Source organism: Modicisalibacter radicis, from assembly GCF_900961225.1.
Lineage (GTDB): Bacteria > Pseudomonadota > Gammaproteobacteria > Pseudomonadales > Halomonadaceae > Modicisalibacter.
The window spans coordinates 113,048-131,877 of record NZ_CAAHFN010000044.1; the positions used below are offsets into that span (position 1 = coordinate 113,048).

Genomic DNA, 18,830 nt, shown 5'->3' on the forward strand with positions numbered 1-18,830 from the left:
ACTGCTGCTCTCGGTTGGACTGTAAGGCGTTGCGACGCGACCGTTCAATGGATCAGCCGGACCGAGCCGAAACTCGGCAGGCCACCATCCCAGTGCATCCACACGGCGAAAGCCCTGCCGACGATGTTGGTCTCCGGCACGAAGCCCCAGTAACGGCTATCGTTGGAATGGTCGCGATTGTCGCCCATCATGAAATAATGGCCCGGCGGCACCTCGACCTCGCGCATCTGCGGGCCCGGATCGCGCGGGTTGTTGTATAGCGAGTGTTCGTGCTCACCCAGCCATTCACGGAACTCGGTCTCCCCGGGGGCGCTCTCGGGGTTTTCGTCGATCAGTTCCTTGGGCACCGCCTCGCCATTGACGTAGAGCTGCTTGCCTTCGTAGCGAATGCGATCGCCCGGCAGCCCCACCACACGCTTGATGAAGTTGATCGAAGGGTCTTCAGGGAAGCGGAACACCATCACGTCGCCGCGCTGCGGCTCGCCCAGATCGACGACCTCGGTGTTGGCCACCGGCAGGCGCAGGCCGTAAGTGAACTTGTTGACCAGGATGAAGTCGCCGATCTCCAGTGTCGGACGCATCGATCCCGAGGGGATCTGGAACGGCTCGACCAGGAAACTGCGCAGCAACAGCACGACCAGCAGCACCGGAAAGAACGAGCGTGCGTAGTCCACCGGCCAGGGCTCGCGGGCGAGCTTGCGCCGGGTGCCGTCATCCAGTGTCGCGCCATTCGCCGATTCGGCCGTCGCCAGCCGCGCCAGGCGACGACGTCGCCACCAGGTGACGTCCAGCAGCCATACCAATCCCGTGACGGCCACGGCCACCACCAGCAGTAGCGAAAAATCCATGCGTGATCAGTTCCTAATCATTGACCTTGAGTACGGCAAGGAAGGCATCCTGGGGAATTTCCACGCGACCCACCTGCTTCATGCGCTTCTTGCCGGCCTTCTGCTTCTCGAGCAGCTTCTTCTTGCGGGTCACGTCGCCGCCATAGCACTTGGCGGTCACGTTCTTGCGCAGCGCCTTGACCGTCGAGCGCGCCACCACCTGACTGCCGATCGTCGCCTGGATCGCCACGTCGAACATCTGCCGCGGGATCAGCTCCTTCATCTTCTCGACCAGCGAGCGACCGCGCCCCTGGGCGTGATCGCGATGGACGATGGCCGCCAGCGCGTCGACCTTGTCGCCGTTGATCAGCACGTCGAGGCGTACCAGCTTGGCGGCCTGGAAGCGCTCGAAGCTGTAATCCAGCGACGCATAGCCACGTGAGATCGACTTGAGCCGGTCGAAGAAGTCCATCACCACTTCGGACATCGGCAGCTCGTAGGTCAACTGGATCTGGTTGCCCAGGAACTGCATGTCGAGCTGCACACCGCGACGCTGCTCGCATTCGGCGATCACGTTGCCGACGTACTCCTGCGGCACCAGGATGCTGGCGCGCACGATCGGCTCGCGCATCTCGTCGACGGTGGCCATGTCGGGCAACTTCGAGGGATTGGCGACGTAGCGCAGCTCGCCGTCGTTCATCGCCAGCTCGTAGACCACCGTCGGCGCGGTGGTCAGAAGATCCAGGTCGTATTCACGCTCGAGACGCTCCTGGATGATCTCCATGTGCAGCGTACCCAGGAAGCCGACCCGGAAGCCGAAACCCAGCGCGTCGGAGTTCTCCGGCTCGTAGTCCAGCGAGGCATCGTTGAGGGCCAGTTTTTCCAGCGCGTCGCGGAACTCCTCGTAATCGTCGGAGCTGACCGGGAACATCCCCGCGTAGACCTGCGGCTTGACCTTCTGGAACCCCGGCAGACGCGGCGTGTCGGGCGTCTTGGCATGGGTGATGGTATCGCCGACCGGGGCGCCGTGGATGTCCTTGATGCCGGCCACCACGAAGCCCACCTCGCCGGCACGCAGGATGCCGGTCTGCTTGCGCTTGGGGGTGAAGATGCCCACCTCGGTGGCTTCCCAGTCGCGCCCGGTGGACTTCATGCGGATCTTGTCGCCCTTCTTCAGGGTGCCGTCGAACAGCCGGATCAACGACACCACGCCGAGATAGTTGTCGAACCAGGAATCGATGATCAACGCCTGCAAGGGGCCTTGCGAGTCGCCCTTGGGCGGCGGTATGTCTCGCACCAGACGCTCCAGCAGCGCCTCCATGCCGATCCCGGTCTTGGCCGAGACCTGGCAGGCATCGGCAGCATCGAGACCGATGATCTCCTCGATCTCCTGGGCGACGCGATCCGGGTCGGCCTGGGGCAGATCGATCTTGTTGAGTACCGGCAGGACCTCGAGATCCTGGGTGATCGCTGTGTAGCAGTTGGCCACCGATTGCGCCTCGACACCTTGCGCGGCGTCGACCACCAGCAGCGCGCCCTCGCAGGCGTACAGCGAACGCGACACTTCGTAGGAAAAGTCGACGTGGCCGGGGGTATCGATGAAATTGAGCTGGTAGGTTTCGCCGTTGTCCGCGGTGTAGTCCAGCGTGACCGACTGCGCCTTGATGGTGATGCCCCGCTCGCGCTCCAGGTCCATCGAGTCGAGGACCTGCTCCTTGAGTTCGCGCTCGCTCAATCCACCACACAACTGAATGATGCGATCGGCCAGCGTCGACTTGCCATGGTCGATGTGCGCGATGATTGAGAAATTCCTTATGTGGCTGATTTCTCTGTAATTCTCTTTGCTGCTCATTAAGCCCAATCCGGTTTCGTGAACACACCTGCGTGGGCGACGGTCCGTCGCAGTCGGGGCATGTCGAAATGTCTGGCTGGCATTGTACCGACAAGGTCACGGCAAGGACAGCGAACAGCAGACCCCCGAAACACGACGGGGCCCCCAGGGCCCCGCCGATCCGTTCACTGGTGACGCGAACGCGTCATTCCTTGTCGTTGCCGCCCAGCCGCAATGCCACGAACAGCGAGCGGCCGTCGCGCACCAGGCGCACCGGAACCACGCGGTCGCTGGCAACCTGGCCGACCACATCGGCCAACTGCTGCGGTGACTCGATGGCCTTCTGATCCAGCGAGACGATCACGTCGCCGGGCTTGAAGCCGGCCGCAGCCGCCGCCCCGGATGGGTCGATATCGACGATACGCACTCCGTTCTCGATGCCCAGGCGCTCGAGCTGATCGTCATTCAGCGCACTGACCGCGATGCCCAGACGGCTCTGCGGATCATCGCCTTGCGCGCCACCGGCCGAGGCCTGCTGCTCTTCGGGCCAGTCGCCGACGGTAACCGTCTTGGTCAGCTGTTCGCCGTTGCGCAACAGCTCGAGCTCGACCTTCTCGCCCGGTGCGACCTTGCCGATCAGCCGCGGCAGTGTGGTCGATTCATCGACCGCCTGGCCATCCACGGCGACGATGATGTCGCCCGCCTGCAAGCCGGCCTTGGACGCCGGAGCGTCTTCGGCGACATCGGCGATCAATGCCCCGCGCGGGCCATCCTCGAGACCGAACGACTCGGCCAGGTCGCGCGATACCGGCTGAATCACCACGCCCAGCCAGCCACGGCTGACATGACCGCTTTCGCGCAACTGATCGGCGATATCCATCGCCACGCTGATGGGTATCGCGAAGGACAGCCCCATGAAGCCGCCGCTACGGGTGAATATCTGCGAATTGATACCGACCACTTCGCCATCCAGGTTGAACAGCGGACCGCCGGAGTTGCCCGGGTTGATCGCCACGTCGGTCTGGATGAAAGGCACGTAGGCATCGGTGGGCAACGTGCGGTCGATGGCGCTGACGATGCCCGCGGTCACCGAATGGTCGAAGCCGAACGGCGAACCGATGGCGGCGACCCACTCGCCAACCTCGAGCCGATCCGAGTTGCCGATATTGAGCGTCGGCAGGTCATTGGCATCGACCTTGAGCAGCGCGACATCGGTCTTCTTGTCGGCGCCGACCAACTCGGCCTTGAGTTCCCGGCGATCGTTGAGCCGCACCACGATCTCGTCGGCGCCATCGACCACATGCGCATTGGTCAGGATGTAGCCATCCTGGCTGATGATGAACCCGGAACCCAGCGAATGGCGCTCTTCGGAACCGCCACCCTGCCCCCCGGGGGGTCCGAAGGGAATCTGATCGCCGAAGAAATGCCGGAATATTTCCGGGATCTCCTGCTGGCCCTGGCCGCTCCAGGGACCCATGCTGCGCCGCTGCACCTCGCGGGTCGTGGAGATGTTGACGACCCCCGGGGCAGCCTGCTTGACCAGTTCGGTGAAATCGGGCAGATCCTTGGGCTGCGCCGCCTGCGCCTGTAGCGTCACAGCGGCCAGCACGACCATCAACCACAGGGAGAGCTGTCGTGTAATGCGTTGCATCGGGAACTCCTGCGTCATGTTTCTGGAGCGGTCGCTCCGTTCGTCGGGGGCAAGTATCGAGAGTGACATACATGCACCCGGGCCGTTTGATGGCCGCCCGGGGCAAGAGTTCAGTCAGAGCGGTGAAATCGTTAGCCGGCTCGTCGACCTGCCGCAGGCAGCAGTCACTGCGCGTTCGCGCGTGCCTGGGCCGAATCCTCGGGACGGTATTCGATCTGCGCGGCCACACGCCGCAATACCTCCGGCGGCACCTCGCCCATCACCACCACCTGATAGATCTGCTCGGCGACCCGCAGGTGTCGCACCGCAGCATGCGATATTCCCAGACGGTGGAGCCCCGGATAAAGCGCCCGATCGCGGGTTTTCAGCGGCTCGATGAACACGCTGAAGCTTGCCAGGCCATCGCTGTAAAGACGCTGGCCCAGCGGTAGCGGGTCGATGCTCGAAGCCCGCGGCAACGCCAACGACCGGTAACCGGGCGGCATCCAGCCCGGCTGCCAGGGCTGTGGCGGCATCTCGGGAAGCGCATCGAATTCGACCCTGCCGGCATGGAGCGTCGGCTGGCCGAGTTCGGTCATCTGGAAGGTTTCGATGATCTGGCCGTCGACGTCGATCAGCACCTGCTTGAGCGGCAGCCCCGTGGCCCGGTCGAGCCACAGCCGATGGCCATAACGCAGGCTATCGAGGGGCTCGATGTCCAGGCGAGTGCTCTGTCGCCCGGCAATGCGCGACTCTCCACCCAGCGACAGACGATAATGCTCCTCGATGGCCGGCAAGCTCGCTTGTGGCGAGACCCCGCTCGCGGCCAGCCCCGGCAGGCCGTCTCGAGCGATGCGTCCCTGACGCTCGTAGACGACCGCCGGGCCGTCGAGGTAGCTGGCCACTTCGCGCTCGACGCCGTCGCGAATCTCATGGGACAACGCCAGGGTGCGTACCCCGCCGCTACTGATGCGCACGGCGCGGGCCTGAAAGAGATAGCAGTGACTGGCCCAGAGACTGCGCTCCAGCCAGGCGATGGGCGATGCGGGGGTTTCGCGCTGCGCCAACTGACGACAATCGAAGCCGCTTGCCGCTTGCTCATCGGCGACGGCGGCGCTCGCGCTGAACAGGCAAACGGCGGCCATCAGGGCCGCCGGCATGTATGTTGCTCGCTTCGACGCGCGCATTACCGTGGGCTCATCGGTTCCTGGGCAGAAGCACGCAGCAGCGGCATCCAGGGCTCGCCGGAACGATAGGCGGCGCCCTGCGCATGGCGCTCCAGATACGTCTGCAAGAGCCGTGCCTGCTCGGCATCGCCACGCTGCGACTGGCGCTGATTCGGCGCCATGAACATCGGCGCTTCAAGGTCAGCGCCCACGGTCATCACACCGTTGCCTCCGCCACCGAACGCTGGGTACAACGGCGACAGGCTGCCGGGTGTATCGACGGCCAGCGTCGAGCCGGCCGGCGAGACACCGGAAGCCTGCTGCGCACCGCCGCCAGGCGGGGCCTGGCTGGCAAATTCGTCCGACGAGGCCGGGCCGAAGCCGTTATAGACCTGGACACCGGAAATCACCAGCAACGACACCGTGGCCGCCACGGCGGCGCTGCCCGCGAATGACAGCCCGCCGTGCCGTCTGACCTCGGCGGGCTCGTGGAGCGTCGGCGTCGGCTCCTGGGCGATTCGCGCCATGACGCCGGCCGACAGGTCGACCCGCGAATCGATCTCATGGTCGCGCTGCATGAGGCTGCGTGCCAGATGATAGCGACGCCAGACGTCGGCTGTTTCGGGAGATTCGTCGAGCGACTTGAGCGTACGCCGCAACTCGAGTTCATCGCCTTCGTTGTCCATCAGCGCGGACAGCGATTCCCGTAATTTGTCGTTCATCTCACACCCTCACAGTCGACAAGGCTTGAGGCCGATAGTTGACCCGCTTGTATGCCCCAAACCGGCAAACGTGCCCGGCCGCATGCCGAGACACCGCCGATTTCGGCGCACCTTTCATCGCACCCTACGTGCGAACACCCACTGAGACGCCATTGGCCGCTGACAGTTCAGCCGAAAGCGGCAAAATTTTATCGCCGTTCTTCACTGCCGAACCAGATCCTGATTGCGCGGATTCTCGAGCAGCGGCTGGATGTGCCGGTCCACCGCCTCGCGCGCCCGGAATATCCGCGAGCGCACCGTGCCCACCGGGCATTGCATGATATTGGCGATGTCCTCGTAGGACAGGCCGTCGAATTCGCGCAGCGTAATCGCCGTGCGCAGATCCTCGGGCAATTGCTCGATCGCCTCGAATACCGCCGCCTCGAGCTGATCGCGGGCGATCGACGCCTCGGGCGTCTCGATGTCGGACAGCCGACCGCTGTGATCGACGACTTCGGCATCGCCGATATCCAGGTCGCTGCCCGGCGGACGGCGCCCCTTGGAAACCAGATGGTTCTTGGCGGTGTTGATGGCGATCCGGTACATCCAGGTATAGAAGGCACTCTCCGAGCGGAAGTTGGCCAACGCCCGGTAGGCCTTGATGAAGGCTTCCTGAGCCACGTCATGCACTTCGGCATGATCGTGCACGTAGCGACCGATAAGACCGATGATCTTGTGCTGATACTTCTTGACCAGTAGATCGAAAGCCCGGTTATCGCCCCGCTGGGCGCGCTCGACAAGCTGCTGGTCGGTTTCCCGGTTGGCCATTCAATGCCTCTCCAGGCGCGCATCGTCGATGAGCGGATCTGTCAGCAAGCGGCGCGGCAGCGCCATGGCGCGATTACGATTCATTGATTCGACCTGGGGCTGGATAGCGATTTAGCGCCTAAGTGTTCCTGTTTATGCGACCCGCATCAAGGTAGTGCGGCTTATTTGCACGTTTGACGTCGCACCGGCGGGTCCGCCGAGCCGCGCCGGCGTTGATTTCCACGTACCAGCCGGGCGATAGTAGACACTTTCCCCGCCGACAGAATTGCAGGTAGCTGAATGTCCCAGCAGCAGGTTAACAATCTCAATGTCCTCTCGCAGGACGTTCTGATCACGCCCGACGCCCTGAAGCAGGAGATCCCCCTGTCTCCCGCCGCCGAGGCGACCATCATCGAGGGTCGCCACACCATCCAGCGGATCCTCGACGGCGACGACCCGCGCCTGATCGTGGTGGTCGGCCCATGCTCGATTCATGACGTCGAGGCCGCTCGCGACTATGCGCGCCGCCTGCGCAAGCTCGCCGACGAGGTCAGCGACAGCCTGTATATCGTGATGCGTGTCTACTTCGAGAAGCCGCGCACCACGGTCGGCTGGAAAGGGCTGATCAACGACCCGCATCTCAACGGCTCGTTCGAGATCGAAGAGGGCCTGCACATCGCCCGCCGGCTGCTCGTCGAACTGACCGAAATGGGTCTGCCGCTGGCCACCGAGGCACTCGACCCGATCTCGCCGCAGTATCTCCAGGACTGCATCAGCTGGTCCGCGGTCGGCGCGCGCACCACCGAGTCGCAGACCCACCGCGAAATGGCCTCGGGACTGTCGAGCCCGGTGGGCTTCAAGAACGGCACCGACGGCAGCCTGGATGTGGCGGTCAACGCCCTGAAGTCGGTGGCCCATCCGCACAACTTCCTGGGCATCGACCAGACCGGCCAGGTCGCGGTGATCCGCACCCGCGGCAACGCCTACGGGCATGTCGTGCTGCGCGGCGGCAACGGCAAGCCCAACTACGACAGCGTCAGCGTCACCCTGGCCGAGCAGGAACTGAACCGGGCCGGGGTCACCGCCAACATCATGATCGACTGCTCGCACGCCAACTCCAACAAGGACCCGGCACTGCAGTCGCTGGTCATGGAGAACGTCACCAACCAGATCCTCGAAGGCAACCGCTCGATCATCGGCCTGATGGTCGAATCGCACATCGGCTGGGGCAACCAGAAGATTCCCGAGGATATTTCCCGGCTCGAATACGGCGTCTCGATCACCGATGCCTGCATCGACTGGCCGACCACCGTGGACACCTTCAGGCGCATGGCCGACAAGCTCGAACCGGTACTCGCCGGGCGGCGCAGCCAGCAGCCCTGACCCCCACCCCCGGGCTTGCGTCGAGCAGGCCCGGGGCCCGCTCGGCGATCCGCTCCCCGACCGATCAGACCTGCGGCCGGCCGTCGATCTCGCGGCGAAACGGCGGCAGCGAATCGAGCAGCGCCTGCCCGTAACGCCGCGTCAGGACGCGTCGATCGAGCAACGTGATGCGCCCCTCGTCGGCCTCCTTGCGGATCAGCCGGCCGCAGGCCTGGACCAGCTTGATCGAGGCGTCGGGCACCGAGATGCGCATGAAGGGATTGCCGCCGCGGCTCTCGATCCACTCGGCCAGCGTCGCGCCGACCGGATCGTCGGGGACCGCGAACGGCAGCCGGGTGATCACCACATGGGTCAGGTAGTGCCCCGGCAGGTCGATGCCCTCGGCGAAGCTCGCCAGACCGAAGATGATGCTGCCCTCGCCGGCGTCGACACGCTTGCGATGGCGATCGATCAATTCACGCTTGGGCAGGCGGTCCTGGGCCAGCACGCGCTTGCCCAGCGCCTCGGGCAGGGCCTTCTCGACGGCGCGCAGTTGCGCCCGCGACGAGAACAGCATGAGTACCGCCTCGCGCTCGCCGAGCGCGGCGATGAACTCGCCGATCGCCCGCTCGTGGGCGTCGCGATTGCTCGGATCGACCGCCTCGCGCGGCACGCTGAGTACCGCCCGGGAATAGTCGAAGGGGCTCGGCAGGCGCTGGTAGCGGTAACGGTTGGCCAGCCCGGCGCGCTCCTGCAGGCGCTCGAAACGCCCCAGTGCGGTCAGCGTCGCCGAGGTCACCACCGCCCCGTAGCAGCTGCCCCACAGATAGCGTGCCAGGGTTTCCGCCGCCGACACCGGGCTCGCCGAGAAGGTCAGCTCGCTCTCCCCGCCCTGCTGGTCGAAGGTCAGCCAGCGCGCCTGCGGCGGCTCGCCCTCGCTGTCGTCGGCGGCCATCGCCTGCCACAGCGCATGCGCCTCGAGCGCGCGACCGTGCAGCAACGCCACCAACGGCAGCCAGGGCTCGGCCTGCTCGCGCTCGAGCCCGGTGGCCTTCTCGGGGTCGAGACTCTCGCGCAGGATGTCGGCCATCGTCTCGAGATTGCGCGACAGCTCGGCGAACGGCGTGACCAGCGCCGTCGCCATCTCGCGCAGCGCCTGGGGCGCGCGGCCCATGGCGAAACGGTGATGGCGGGTATCGTCGCCGGCGCCATTGGGCAGCTCGGCGAGGCTGTGGCCCAGCGCATAGGCTTCGCCGAGGCGCGGTTCGAGGGCGGCGATCAACTCGGGAAAGCCCGCCAGCAGCCGTGCCAGGGTCGGCTGCACCGCCAGCGCGGTATTCAATTCGGTCAGCGACTTCTTGAGCGTGCGCAGCCAGCGCAGCGTGGCGTTGACGCCGAAGCGATGATAGAAGTGCTCGAGGGCCTTGTCGGGCAGATGGTGGCCTTCGTCGAAGACGTAGATGCAGTCCTTGGGCGGCGGCAGAACCACGCCGCCGCCCAGCGACAGATCGGCCAGCACCAGATCGTGATTGGCGACGATCACGTCGGCCTGGTCGAGATGCCGACGGGCACGGAAGAACGCGCAGGCGCTGAAGTGGCCGCAGCGACGATTGGTGCACTGGCGGTGGTCGGTGGTCAGCTTGCGCCAGCTGGCATCCTCGATGGCCACCGGCCAGCTGTCGCGGTCGCCCTCCCAACGGCCGGCACCGTAGGCCTCGGCGAGCTCCTGTACGAGGCCGTGGAAGTCGTCGCCGTCGCGCGCTTCCAGGGCCTGCTCGAACAGCGAGTAGGTGGGGTTGTCCTCGACGCCGTCGAGCACCTGATCGAGCTTGGCGACACACAGGTAACGCCCGCGCCCCTTGGCCAGGGCATAGTCGAACTGCAGGCCGCTGTGGCGCTTGAGCGCGGGCAGATCCTGATGCAGCACCTGCTCCTGCAGTGCCACCGTGGCGGTCGAGACCACCAGTCGCTTGCCGCGGGCCTGGGCGACCGGCAACGCCGAAAGCAGGTAGGCCAGCGTCTTGCCGGTGCCGGTGCCGGCCTCGAGCACGCAGACGTGCTCGTTGGAGAGCCGCCGACCGCTGTCGTCGGCCTCGATGCCTGCCAGCGTCCGCGCGATCTCGGCGATCATCAGCCGCTGGCCGTAGCGCGGGGTCAACTCGAGGCCCTCGAGGACCCGGCGATAAGCGGCCTGGATCTCGTCCTTCAGGGCCTCGTCGAGCATCGATCGATCCTTACATCGGCCCTACAGCAGCCCTTCGGGCGGATGCTCGCAGGGCAGCTTGTCGTTGATGTAGCGCTCGATCTCGGGCAGCGAGAAGGCGTCCTCCTCGCCGACGAAGCTGATCGACACGCCCTTGGCGCCGGCGCGCCCGGTACGCCCGATGCGATGCACGTAATCCTCGGGGTCCTCGGGCAGCGTGTAATTGACGACGTGGCTGACATCGTCGATATGGATGCCGCGGCCGGCGACATCGGTCGCCACCAGCACCGTGAGCTCGCCTTCGCGGAAACGCTCGAGGGTCTTGATGCGCTGACTCTGGGGCACGTCGCCGGAAAGCATGGCGACATCGACACCGGCCTTGCGCAGCAGCTCGTCGAGCTTGCGCACCAGGTCGCGACGGTTGCCGAAGACCATCACCCGCTCGAACGCTTCCTGCTTGAGCAGGTTGACCAGCAGCCGCTGCTTCTCGTCGTCACCGACCAGGTAGACGCGCTGGTCGATGTCGGCGGCGTTGTCGACGGTGACCTCGATCTCGACATGCGCCGGCTGGTGCGTCCACTGGCTGGCCAGGTTGAGGATATCCTCGGTGAAGGTCGCCGAGAACAGGAAGGTCTGGCGCTCCTCGGTCTTGGGCGTATGCCGAATGATCCGCTTGACGTCGGGGATGAAGCCCATCGACAGCATGCGATCCGCCTCGTCGAGCACCAGCACCTCGGTCTGGCTGAGGTCGACGTCGCGCTTCTCGTGAAAATCGAGCAGCCGGCCCGGCGTGGCGACCAGCAGATCGACCTTCTTGGCCAGTTGCTCGCGCTGCTTCTGGTAATCCATGCCGCCGACCACACTGGCGATATTGAGCGAGGTGAAGCGGGCCAGCGCCTTGGCGTCCTTCTCGATCTGCAGCGCCAGCTCGCGGGTCGGCGCAACGATCAGCGCGCGCGGCGCGCCCGGCTTCTGTCCGTCCGGCGCCGGCTCCTCGAGAAAATAGGTCAGCGCGGCGATCAGAAAGGCCGCGGTCTTGCCGGTGCCGGTCTGGGCCTTGCCGACCACGTCGCCACCCAGCAGGGTCTGGCTCAGCGCCTCGGCCTGGATCGGCGTGCAGTATTCGAAGCCCAGCGCATGGATCGCCCGCATCAGCGGCAGCGGCAGGTCGAAGTCGTGGAAGCGCCACTTGCCGGCGACCGGCGGCACCTGGAACTGGCGCAGATCCCAGTTGGACTGCGATTTGCGCGGCTTGCGGCGACGACGCTTGGGCTTGCGGTTCTGGGCCGGTGCGGCTGTCTTTTCCGACTCACTCATAGGCTTGCAGTTCTGTTCCGGTTCGATGGGAAGTAATGAAGGCGCCATTGTACCAGCCCTTGGCAACAAGAGCCCGTCACGCGCATCGCGGGCCGCAGCCTGTCGGCAACCTGCCGGGAACTGGTAGAATGCGCCCATGCACGATTCAGGAAGCCGCCCTACATGACGCGCAAGAAGAAGACTCGCTCGCTGGCCGACAAGGTGACCATCCGCACCGGCAAGCGCAAGGATTATCGCCGCTGGCGCCACGACAACCCCGACGAGGTCGTCTCGTCACGCCGCTTCACCGAGAAGAAGCGCCAGCAGCGCAAGCTGCAGGCCGCCCGCAAGCTGGCCCGCCAGCAGCAGGCGACCAAGCTCGACCTGCACGGCAACGATTCGGGCGATGGCAACGCGCCGAAGGGGGACTCATGATGCGTCTGGTGTCCTTCAACATCAATGGGCTGCGCGCTCGCCTGCATCAGCTCGAAGCGCTGATAGAAAGCCATCGCCCGGCGGTGATCGGCCTGCAGGAGACCAAGGTCCATGATGACGAATTCCCCCTCGAGGCGGTTCGCGCGCTGGGCTACCACGTCTATTATCACGGCCAGAAAGGCCATTACGGGGTCGCCCTGCTCTGCCGGCGCGAGCCCGAGGAAGTCTTCTACGGCCTGCCCGACGATGGCGAGGACGCCCAGCGGCGCCTGATCGGCGCCCGCCTGACCGGCGACGACGGCGAGACGCTGATCGTATGGAACGGCTATTTTCCCCAGGGCGAGAACGTCGCTCATGCGGTCAAGTACCCGCACAAGCGCGCTTTCTACGCCAAGCTCAGCGAGCATCTCGAGCGGGACTTCCGCCCCGACCAGCGACTCGCCCTGATGGGCGATTTCAACATCTCGCCGGAGGATATCGACATCGGCATCGGCGAGCCCAGCCGCAAGCGCTGGCTGCGGGAGGGCAAGACCAGCTTCCAGCCCGAGGAGCGCGAGTGGCTCGAGCGCCTGAAGAGCTGGGGACTGGACGACGGTTACCGACTCTGCCACCCCGACGACTGCGCCACCTTCAGCTGGTTCGACTACCGTTCGCGAGGCTTCGAGCGCGACCCCAAGCGCGGTCTGCGCATCGATTACATCCTGGTCACGCAACCGCTCGCCGAGCGGGTCCGCAATGCCGGCATCGACTATCAGCTGCGGGCCATGACCCGACCGTCGGATCATGCCCCGGTGTGGCTCGACCTGGACCTGCAGGGCTTCTAGCCTCCTGCGCTCGGCCGGCGTGTCGTCTAGCCACTCGGGGCGCCGGAACCGGCGCCCGCCGCTTCCAGCGAATCCAGCCATGCATCGGCCTGTTCGGCACCCGCCTGGCGGGCCGCCTCGAAGGCCGCCCGGGCGGTGTCAGGATCCCCCCGCTCGAGTGCCGCCACACCTTCCAGCAACCAGTCGCGCGGCGTGGCCTCGCCTGCCTGACGCGCCCGCCGCAACGCCTCGATGGCCGTATCCCAGCGCCCCCAGGCATAGGCGAGCTCACCCAGCTGGCGCCAGTCTTCGGCCGCCTGGCTACGTTCACCGACGGCCCGCCACGCCTGGAGCGCCGCGTCACGGTCGCGCGCCGCGCTCCAGGCCCGAGCCAATAGCCGCCGGTTGGCCAGGTCATCCTCCAACTGGCCATCGGACAGCGCCCGCTCAAGGTATTCGGCGGCACGTGCCGGCGTGCCGCCGGCCATGTGCAGCTGGACCAGCTGGCGCAGGGCGTCCTGGCCCCGTAGCGCACCGCGCCGCCAGCCGGCTTCCCAGATCGCCGCGGCGCGGCCGGGCCTGTCGAGCCGCTGGGCCAGCCCCGCGGCGCGCCGCCAGGTATCGGCCGTCACCTCGGCGGCGGTGATCAGCTCATCGAGACATTCCAGCGCCTCGGCATCGCGCCCGGCGCGCTGATAGACGCTCGCCGCCAGGGCAAGCCGCCGACCTCCACTGCCGCCCGCGGCGTCGCCCCGCCGTGCCCGATCCGCCCACTCGGCGGCACCGTCCCAGCGCTCGAGCGTGGCCAGGCCCTGCACCATCAGCCAGCGATCGTCGTCAGTGGCCGCCGCCCCGTTCTGCTCCAGCCACTGCCCGAGCAACTCGACGCCACGCGCGGTCTGGCCGGCGCGCAACCGCAGACGCGCCTCCTGATGCAGCCATCGGTAGCGGTATTCGCGCGCGACATCGTCGATCGCCCGCGCCCGGGCAAACAGATCGGCCGCGGCCTCGAAGTGGTCAAGGCGACTCTCGGCGTTCGCGGCGATCTGCAGAAACAGCGCCCGCGCCCAGCGATCGGCGGCATTGCCCCCCTCCAGGCGTGCCGCCGCCGCGCGGGCATCGTCGGCCAGGGCCGCGGCATCGTCGCCGTCGAGGCGCGATTGCATGCGCTCGAGACTTTCCACCATGTCCGAACGCAACGCCGGCGCGGCACAGGCCAGGCCCGGCAGTCCCAGCGACATCAGGCCGGCGAGCAATACGACGGCGAACGTGGGCAAGCGCGCATGCATCATGACTACCCTTTGAGTCGGAATACCAGACGTTGACGAGCCTCGCGGGGCGAGGTGGATTCGGGGAATTGCCAACGCGAGATCGCACGCATCGCCGCCCGCTCGAAGACGTTGCGCGGCTCGGCGTCGGTCACTCGCAGCGAATCGCTGTCGACGCTGCCATCGGGCCGGATCGTGAAGCGCACCTCGACATACCCCTCCAGTCCGCGCCGTTGGGCACGCGGAGGATACTCCGGCGGCACCTTGCGCGTCGGCTGCGGCGAACTCACCGGTCCCGAGGCACTGGCCGGTGCCTCGGCACTGTCTTGTTCGCCCGGCTCGCTGGTGGCCTCGGCGGTACGCGTCGCATCGGCCTCGGCGACTCGCTCGGGCTCGGGTGCCGGCTCCGGCACCGGCTCGGGCTCCGGCTGAGGTTCTGGCCGGGGCGTCGGCCGGGGTTGCTCGGTCGTCAGCTCGGGCAGTTCCTCGTCCAGCGGGATCTCGGGTGTCTCCATCGCCGGTACGTCGGGCGCCGGCATGGCGACCGGGCTGCTCGGACTGGGTGCCGGTAGCGGCGCAGGCGGTGGCGGTGGCGGCGCCTGGGCGGGGGGCGCGGGTGCCGCCCGGGCCGGCGTCGGCGCACTATCCGGAGACTGCTGCCGGGGCGCCTCGACCATCGACATCGACAGCGGCTCCTCGATTTCCGGACGGTCGTCGACCGGAGGCGTGACCAGCAGCGCAAGCAGCGTCAGCAATACCAGCGTCAGCACGACGCCGCCCAGCGAACCGAGCATATGCCTCATCAGGGGCTGCCTCGCGTCGCGGCCACCGCGAGATTGTCGACGCCGGCCTCGCGGATACGGTCCATGACTTCGATCAACAGCCCGGTGGTGGACTCGCGATCGGCCTGCACGACGACCCCGCCGCGCTCGCTGACCAGGCCCGCTACGGCGGCCCCGACGCGGTGAACGTCGACCGGCTCGCCATCGACCCACACCGCCCCCTGCGGGGTAATGGCGACCATCACCTGGGCGTCGGGCCGCGCGCTGGCCGCCGCCGATTCGGGGCGCTCGATGTCGACACCGCTCTCCTTGGTAAAGCTGGTGGTAACGATGAAGAAGATCAGCATGATGAACACCACATCGAGCATCGGCGTCAGATTGACCTCGGCGCTGTCGTCGCCGTCACTCATTCGCCGTCTACGCATGGCGCTTCTCCCGGTTTCCCGACATCTCGAATCTCGGCCGTGCCCCGTCGCAGCAGGTCGTCCTCGGCTTGCATGGCAGGTTATGCATGGCGTGCCTCCACGGCGCGCGCCATGCGGTCGTGCAGACGCTGGTCCTCGCGGCGAATGACCTGCTCGAGGCGGGTGGTGAACAGCAACCCGACGACCGCGATCGCCATGCCGGTCAGCGTCGGCAAGGTCGCCCGGGCGACCCCGTCGGCCATCGCCCGGGCCTGGTCGACCTCGGTCAGCGCCAGGCTGTCGAAGACCTGGATCATGCCGGTCACGGTCCCCAGCAGCCCCAGCAGCGGGCACAGCGCCACCAGCAGCTTGAGCCACGGCAGCGGACGCCGCAGCCGGGCGATCAGCTCGCGGGTCCAGACCTCGCGCAGGGTCAGCGCGCTCCAGCTGATATGCTCGGAGCGCAACGTCCAGCGGTCGATCAGCTCACGACGTGCACGACGGTGGGTAAATCGCCAGTAAAGCCCCCGCTCCAGCGCCAGCGAGAACAGCGCCATGGCCACCGCGGCGATCATCACCAGCACCACGCCGCCGGCCTCGATCAGACGCGTCAATGGCTCAAGCAGGCTGGACATGGCGGTCCTCCGGATGGCCCTGGCGCCCCTCGAGATGATCGGCCAGCACCGCGCTGGCACGCCCTTCCAGCAGTCCGACCAGACTACGGCTGCGGCTTGCCAGCGCCGTCTGCGCGAACAGCAGCGGCACCGCCGTGATCAGCCCCAGCACGGTGGTGACCAGGGCCTGACTGATCCCCCCGGCCATCAGCTGCGGGTCGCCGGTACCGAAGACGGTGATCGACTGAAAGGTCACGATCATCCCGGTCACCGTGCCCAGCAGGCCGAGCAGCGGCGCCACCGCGGCAAGCAGCTTGACCAGTGGCTGGCCGCGTTCGAGCCTCGGCTGCTCAGCGAGCAGCGCCTCGTCGAGGCGCGCCTCGAGGGCCTCGGGCGCATGTCCCTCCCCCAGCGTCCGAAAACGCTGGAGCACCCGACCCAGCGGGTTGTCGTCGCGCAGCGTGGCCGTGTCCCGCAGTTGCCGACGCAGACGCTGCGTGACACGCAGCAGGTAGGCATACTGGAACAACGCCACCAGCAGCCCCAGGGCGCCCAGGGCGACGATCACATAGCCGACGTAGCCACCCTGGTGAAAGCGCTGCCACAGATCGGGCCGTTGCGACAACGCCTTGAGTACCTGGCCCTGGCTGGGATCGAGAGGCAACGCTTCGTGCTGACCCTGCTGGTACGCACGCAACGCATCGCCCACCGCGTCGGGCGTTCGTTCGACCACCGCCAGCGTGTCGCCATCGCCCGGCTGGCGCAGCAGTTGACCGTCACTGAAGGCCGTGAATGCCCCGGCACGCATCACCTCACGCCGAGTCACTTCGCCATTGCGACCCGCCACCGGCGCCTCGAAGCGCACTATCCGTCCGCTCTCGGCGGTCAGTCGCGTCAGGCTATCGCCAAGTGCCGTCAGGCTGTCGAGGCTGAGCAGTGCGTCGTCGGCCGGCCGCTCGGGGAGGCTGGCGCTACCGCCCAGCATGAGCCAGCTATCGCCAAGGTCGTCGCGCAAGGCGCCGATCCGCTGGCTGATGACGCCCTGCACGCCATCGAGATCGCCGGTCTGCTCGCCGGCCTGCTCACGCAACCGATCCAGACGCTGACGTTGTTCGCCGCGCTGGCTTTCCAGCGCGTCGCGTCGCTCCCGGGCCGCCGCGAGACGCGCCTGGGCATCGTCCAGCGCGGCCTCGAGGGCTTCCCGGTCATCGAGCAACGCCGCCAGACGCTGGCTGTCGCGACTCTCGGCCGCCTGGCTGTCGGCGCGAAAATCCTCGAGCACACGTGACAGCGAGGGCGACGCCGCGTCGTCGTCCTGGCTCGGGGCCTGCTGGGCCAGGGCCATGGGTGACAGCAGCGCAGAGACCAACACGCTTATGGCCGACAATCGCCTCATGATGCCTCTCCTTCGCCCGGGTTGCGGCTCTGGTCGCGCCCCGCCTCGGGCTCGACCGACAAGGGTAGGTCGAGCATCGCCGGCACGCGCTCCTCGCGGGCGATGCGTAGCCCCTTGCGCACCTCGTCCAGGGCTTCGCCGTCGAGCGATCGCCAGCGCCCCTCGGCACTCTGCCAGACGCCGCCCTGCTGGCCATCGGGGGTCAGGTAATACCAGCCCAGCCGTCCCAGGCGCAGATAGTCGACCTCACGCGCAACGTCGCCCTGGCTCAGCGAACCATGCCAGGCATCCACCTCGCGGCCGTAATCCAGCTCGGTGCGCCAGGCGGCAAGCACCCGGTCCAGCTTGTCGGCGGCGGACATCCCGCCGCTGTCGAGCATCCGCTCGAGGCTTGCCAGGCGTGCCTGACGCTCGTCGTGCAGGAACGGCATATCGGCCGAGACCAGCCGCTCGAGGCGGTCGACAAGCTGGCGGTTGAGCACCGGCAGGCGCTCCCCGGCATTGGCGAGCTGCTCGATGGCCCGCTGGCGCCGCTCGAGGGTCTCGTCCTGCTCGTCGACCTGACGCGCCAGCTCTTCGTTATAGGCTTCGAGCCGCCGCGCTTCACGTTCGGCTCGGCGCAGTTCGCGCAGCGCTTCGCGCGTGGCATCGTCGGCGGCATCGATCTTCTGCTGCAGTTGCGCCTGACTCTGCTGGGCCTCGGCGCTCTCTTCCACCAGGGCGTCCCGGCGCTCGTCCTGGGCCAGAGCCTGCGCGCTGCCCAGCAACGCCAGGCATACCAGCAACGCGCCCCCGCTACGCCGCGGCGCGTTACACATCGTCATGATCCACTTGTTCACTACACTGCTCCGAGTAGGCCATCGGCTCGGCGTGCCGACTAAACGACCGTCACGCTAATACAAAATATAACCATTATCAACGCAGTCGCAGGCGTATCGATCGACTCAAGTGAAAAGGCCGGCCCTCTCGGGCCGGCCTTTGAAGGACGGGCATGGAATTTCGACGCGTTCGCCGGCTTTTTTTGCCCGCCGCTGCTGTCCGAGCTGCAAAAGAGTCCGAACAGCGCGCCGACTCTGGTGCGCGCGCTCGTGAAGACGCCATTCCCTGTCTACAGCTTCTGTTCGAGCTGCGGGAGGATCTCGAACAGGTCGCCCACCAGCCCGTAGTCGGCGACCTGGAAGATCGGTGCGTCCTCGTCCTTGTTGATCGCGACGATCACCCTGGAGTCCTTCATCCCGGCCAGATGCTGGATGGCCCCGCTGATGCCCACCGCGACGTACAGGTCCGGCGCGACGATCTTGCCGG

18 protein-coding genes are annotated in these 18,830 nt (G+C 66.8%); 3 read left to right on the forward strand and 15 right to left on the reverse strand.

What is annotated here, in order from left to right:
• Nucleotides 1-44: 44 nt before the first annotated feature.
• The 6 genes from lepB to rpoE form a co-directional block, all read right to left on the reverse strand.
• Entirely contained in the window at nucleotides 45-848 is an 804-nt protein-coding gene (gene lepB, locus HR9077_RS02755) for a signal peptidase I (RefSeq protein WP_136064895.1), read from the reverse strand.
• 13 nt (nucleotides 849-861) lie between these two features.
• Entirely contained in the window at nucleotides 862-2,679 is a 1,818-nt protein-coding gene (gene lepA, locus HR9077_RS02760) for a translation elongation factor 4 (RefSeq protein WP_136064897.1), read from the reverse strand.
• 184 nt (nucleotides 2,680-2,863) lie between these two features.
• Nucleotides 2,864-4,309 (reverse strand): DegQ family serine endoprotease, encoded by a 1,446-nt coding sequence (locus tag HR9077_RS02765; protein WP_136064899.1) that lies wholly within the window; start codon nucleotides 4,307-4,309, stop codon nucleotides 2,864-2,866.
• Nucleotides 4,310-4,473: 164 nt separating this feature from the next.
• Nucleotides 4,474-5,448, reverse strand: coding sequence for a MucB/RseB C-terminal domain-containing protein (locus tag HR9077_RS02770; RefSeq protein ID WP_136064900.1), 975 nt, complete (start codon nucleotides 5,446-5,448; stop codon nucleotides 4,474-4,476).
• A 26-nt stretch (nucleotides 5,449-5,474) separates the two neighbouring features.
• Nucleotides 5,475-6,176 carry a sigma-E factor negative regulatory protein gene (locus tag HR9077_RS02775; protein WP_136064902.1) on the reverse strand — a complete coding sequence of 234 codons (702 nt, stop codon included), beginning with the start codon at nucleotides 6,174-6,176 and terminating at the stop codon, nucleotides 5,475-5,477.
• Nucleotides 6,177-6,377: 201 nt separating this feature from the next.
• A complete protein-coding gene (gene rpoE / locus HR9077_RS02780; RefSeq protein WP_136064904.1) occupies nucleotides 6,378-6,983 on the reverse strand; it encodes an RNA polymerase sigma factor RpoE in 606 nt (201 codons plus the stop codon).
• A gap of 279 nt (nucleotides 6,984-7,262) precedes the next feature.
• On the opposite strand from rpoE, the gene HR9077_RS02785 reads away from it, so the two are divergent.
• Complete coding sequence (locus tag HR9077_RS02785) at nucleotides 7,263-8,345, forward strand: 3-deoxy-7-phosphoheptulonate synthase (protein ID WP_136064905.1); 1,083 nt, start codon at nucleotides 7,263-7,265, stop codon at nucleotides 8,343-8,345.
• A 64-nt stretch (nucleotides 8,346-8,409) separates the two neighbouring features.
• Here the strand turns inward: HR9077_RS02785 and dinG are convergent, their stop codons facing one another.
• A complete protein-coding gene (gene dinG, locus HR9077_RS02790) occupies nucleotides 8,410-10,548 on the reverse strand; it encodes an ATP-dependent DNA helicase DinG (RefSeq protein ID WP_136064907.1) in 2,139 nt (712 codons plus the stop codon).
• 21 nt (nucleotides 10,549-10,569) lie between these two features.
• The gene (rhlB, locus tag HR9077_RS02795; RefSeq protein WP_136064909.1) at nucleotides 10,570-11,844 is read right to left on the reverse strand and encodes an ATP-dependent RNA helicase RhlB; all 1,275 of its coding nucleotides are present in this window, start codon (nucleotides 11,842-11,844) and stop codon (nucleotides 10,570-10,572) included.
• 162 nt (nucleotides 11,845-12,006) lie between these two features.
• Between rhlB and HR9077_RS02800 the strand changes: the two genes are divergently transcribed.
• Together HR9077_RS02800 and xthA are read left to right on the forward strand one after the other, a co-directional pair.
• Nucleotides 12,007-12,258: a hypothetical protein gene (locus HR9077_RS02800; protein WP_136064911.1), complete on the forward strand. Its 252-nt coding sequence runs from the start codon at nucleotides 12,007-12,009 to the stop codon at nucleotides 12,256-12,258.
• Complete coding sequence (gene xthA / locus HR9077_RS02805) at nucleotides 12,258-13,082, forward strand: exodeoxyribonuclease III (RefSeq protein ID WP_136064927.1); 825 nt, start codon at nucleotides 12,258-12,260, stop codon at nucleotides 13,080-13,082. The genes HR9077_RS02800 and xthA overlap by 1 nt, the downstream gene beginning before the upstream one ends.
• A 26-nt stretch (nucleotides 13,083-13,108) precedes the next feature.
• On the opposite strand, the gene HR9077_RS02810 is transcribed toward xthA, so the two are convergent.
• The 7 genes from HR9077_RS02810 to HR9077_RS02840 form a co-directional block, all read right to left on the reverse strand.
• A complete protein-coding gene (locus HR9077_RS02810; RefSeq protein ID WP_244612990.1) occupies nucleotides 13,109-14,350 on the reverse strand; it encodes a tetratricopeptide repeat protein in 1,242 nt (413 codons plus the stop codon).
• Between the two features lie 5 nt (nucleotides 14,351-14,355).
• Complete coding sequence (locus tag HR9077_RS02815; protein WP_136064913.1) at nucleotides 14,356-15,132, reverse strand: energy transducer TonB; 777 nt, start codon at nucleotides 15,130-15,132, stop codon at nucleotides 14,356-14,358.
• The gene (locus tag HR9077_RS02820; protein WP_136064915.1) at nucleotides 15,132-15,536 is read right to left on the reverse strand and encodes an ExbD/TolR family protein; all 405 of its coding nucleotides are present in this window, start codon (nucleotides 15,534-15,536) and stop codon (nucleotides 15,132-15,134) included. Before HR9077_RS02820 ends, HR9077_RS02815 begins: the two co-directional genes overlap by 1 nt.
• A gap of 80 nt (nucleotides 15,537-15,616) precedes the next feature.
• On the reverse strand, nucleotides 15,617-16,150 hold the full coding sequence (locus HR9077_RS02825) for a MotA/TolQ/ExbB proton channel family protein (protein ID WP_136064917.1): 534 nt from the start codon (nucleotides 16,148-16,150) through the stop codon (nucleotides 15,617-15,619).
• Nucleotides 16,134-17,525 (reverse strand): MotA/TolQ/ExbB proton channel family protein, encoded by a 1,392-nt coding sequence (locus tag HR9077_RS02830; protein WP_136064919.1) that lies wholly within the window; start codon nucleotides 17,523-17,525, stop codon nucleotides 16,134-16,136. The genes HR9077_RS02825 and HR9077_RS02830 overlap by 17 nt, the downstream gene beginning before the upstream one ends.
• Entirely contained in the window at nucleotides 17,522-18,364 is an 843-nt protein-coding gene (locus HR9077_RS02835; RefSeq protein WP_244612991.1) for a DUF3450 domain-containing protein, read from the reverse strand. Before HR9077_RS02835 ends, HR9077_RS02830 begins: the two co-directional genes overlap by 4 nt.
• A 269-nt stretch (nucleotides 18,365-18,633) precedes the next feature.
• Nucleotides 18,634-18,830, reverse strand: a 197-nt coding sequence (locus HR9077_RS02840; protein ID WP_210725839.1) for an electron transfer flavoprotein subunit alpha/FixB family protein, incomplete at its 5' end; no start/stop codon positions are given.

Excerpts from the sequence above, each read along its gene's own strand:
- lepB (WP_136064895.1), bottom strand. The coding sequence starts at position 848 with ATGGATTTTTCGCTACTGCTGGTGGTGGCCGTGGCCGTCACGGGATTG.
- lepA (WP_136064897.1), bottom strand. The coding sequence starts at position 2,679 with ATGAGCAGCAAAGAGAATTACAGAGAAATCAGCCACATAAGGAATTTC.
- HR9077_RS02765 (WP_136064899.1), bottom strand. The coding sequence starts at position 4,309 with ATGCAACGCATTACACGACAGCTCTCCCTGTGGTTGATGGTCGTGCTG.
- HR9077_RS02770 (WP_136064900.1), bottom strand. The coding sequence starts at position 5,448 with ATGCCGGCGGCCCTGATGGCCGCCGTTTGCCTGTTCAGCGCGAGCGCC.
- HR9077_RS02775 (WP_136064902.1), bottom strand. The coding sequence starts at position 6,176 with ATGAACGACAAATTACGGGAATCGCTGTCCGCGCTGATGGACAACGAA.
- rpoE (WP_136064904.1), bottom strand. The coding sequence starts at position 6,983 with ATGGCCAACCGGGAAACCGACCAGCAGCTTGTCGAGCGCGCCCAGCGG.
- HR9077_RS02785 (WP_136064905.1), top strand. The coding sequence starts at position 7,263 with ATGTCCCAGCAGCAGGTTAACAATCTCAATGTCCTCTCGCAGGACGTT.
- dinG (WP_136064907.1), bottom strand. The coding sequence starts at position 10,548 with ATGCTCGACGAGGCCCTGAAGGACGAGATCCAGGCCGCTTATCGCCGG.
- rhlB (WP_136064909.1), bottom strand. The coding sequence starts at position 11,844 with ATGAGTGAGTCGGAAAAGACAGCCGCACCGGCCCAGAACCGCAAGCCC.
- HR9077_RS02800 (WP_136064911.1), top strand. The coding sequence starts at position 12,007 with ATGACGCGCAAGAAGAAGACTCGCTCGCTGGCCGACAAGGTGACCATC.
- xthA (WP_136064927.1), top strand. The coding sequence starts at position 12,258 with ATGCGTCTGGTGTCCTTCAACATCAATGGGCTGCGCGCTCGCCTGCAT.
- HR9077_RS02810 (WP_244612990.1), bottom strand. The coding sequence starts at position 14,350 with ATGCATGCGCGCTTGCCCACGTTCGCCGTCGTATTGCTCGCCGGCCTG.
- HR9077_RS02815 (WP_136064913.1), bottom strand. The coding sequence starts at position 15,132 with ATGAGGCATATGCTCGGTTCGCTGGGCGGCGTCGTGCTGACGCTGGTA.
- HR9077_RS02820 (WP_136064915.1), bottom strand. The coding sequence starts at position 15,536 with ATGCGTAGACGGCGAATGAGTGACGGCGACGACAGCGCCGAGGTCAAT.
- HR9077_RS02825 (WP_136064917.1), bottom strand. The coding sequence starts at position 16,150 with ATGTCCAGCCTGCTTGAGCCATTGACGCGTCTGATCGAGGCCGGCGGC.
- HR9077_RS02830 (WP_136064919.1), bottom strand. The coding sequence starts at position 17,525 with ATGAGGCGATTGTCGGCCATAAGCGTGTTGGTCTCTGCGCTGCTGTCA.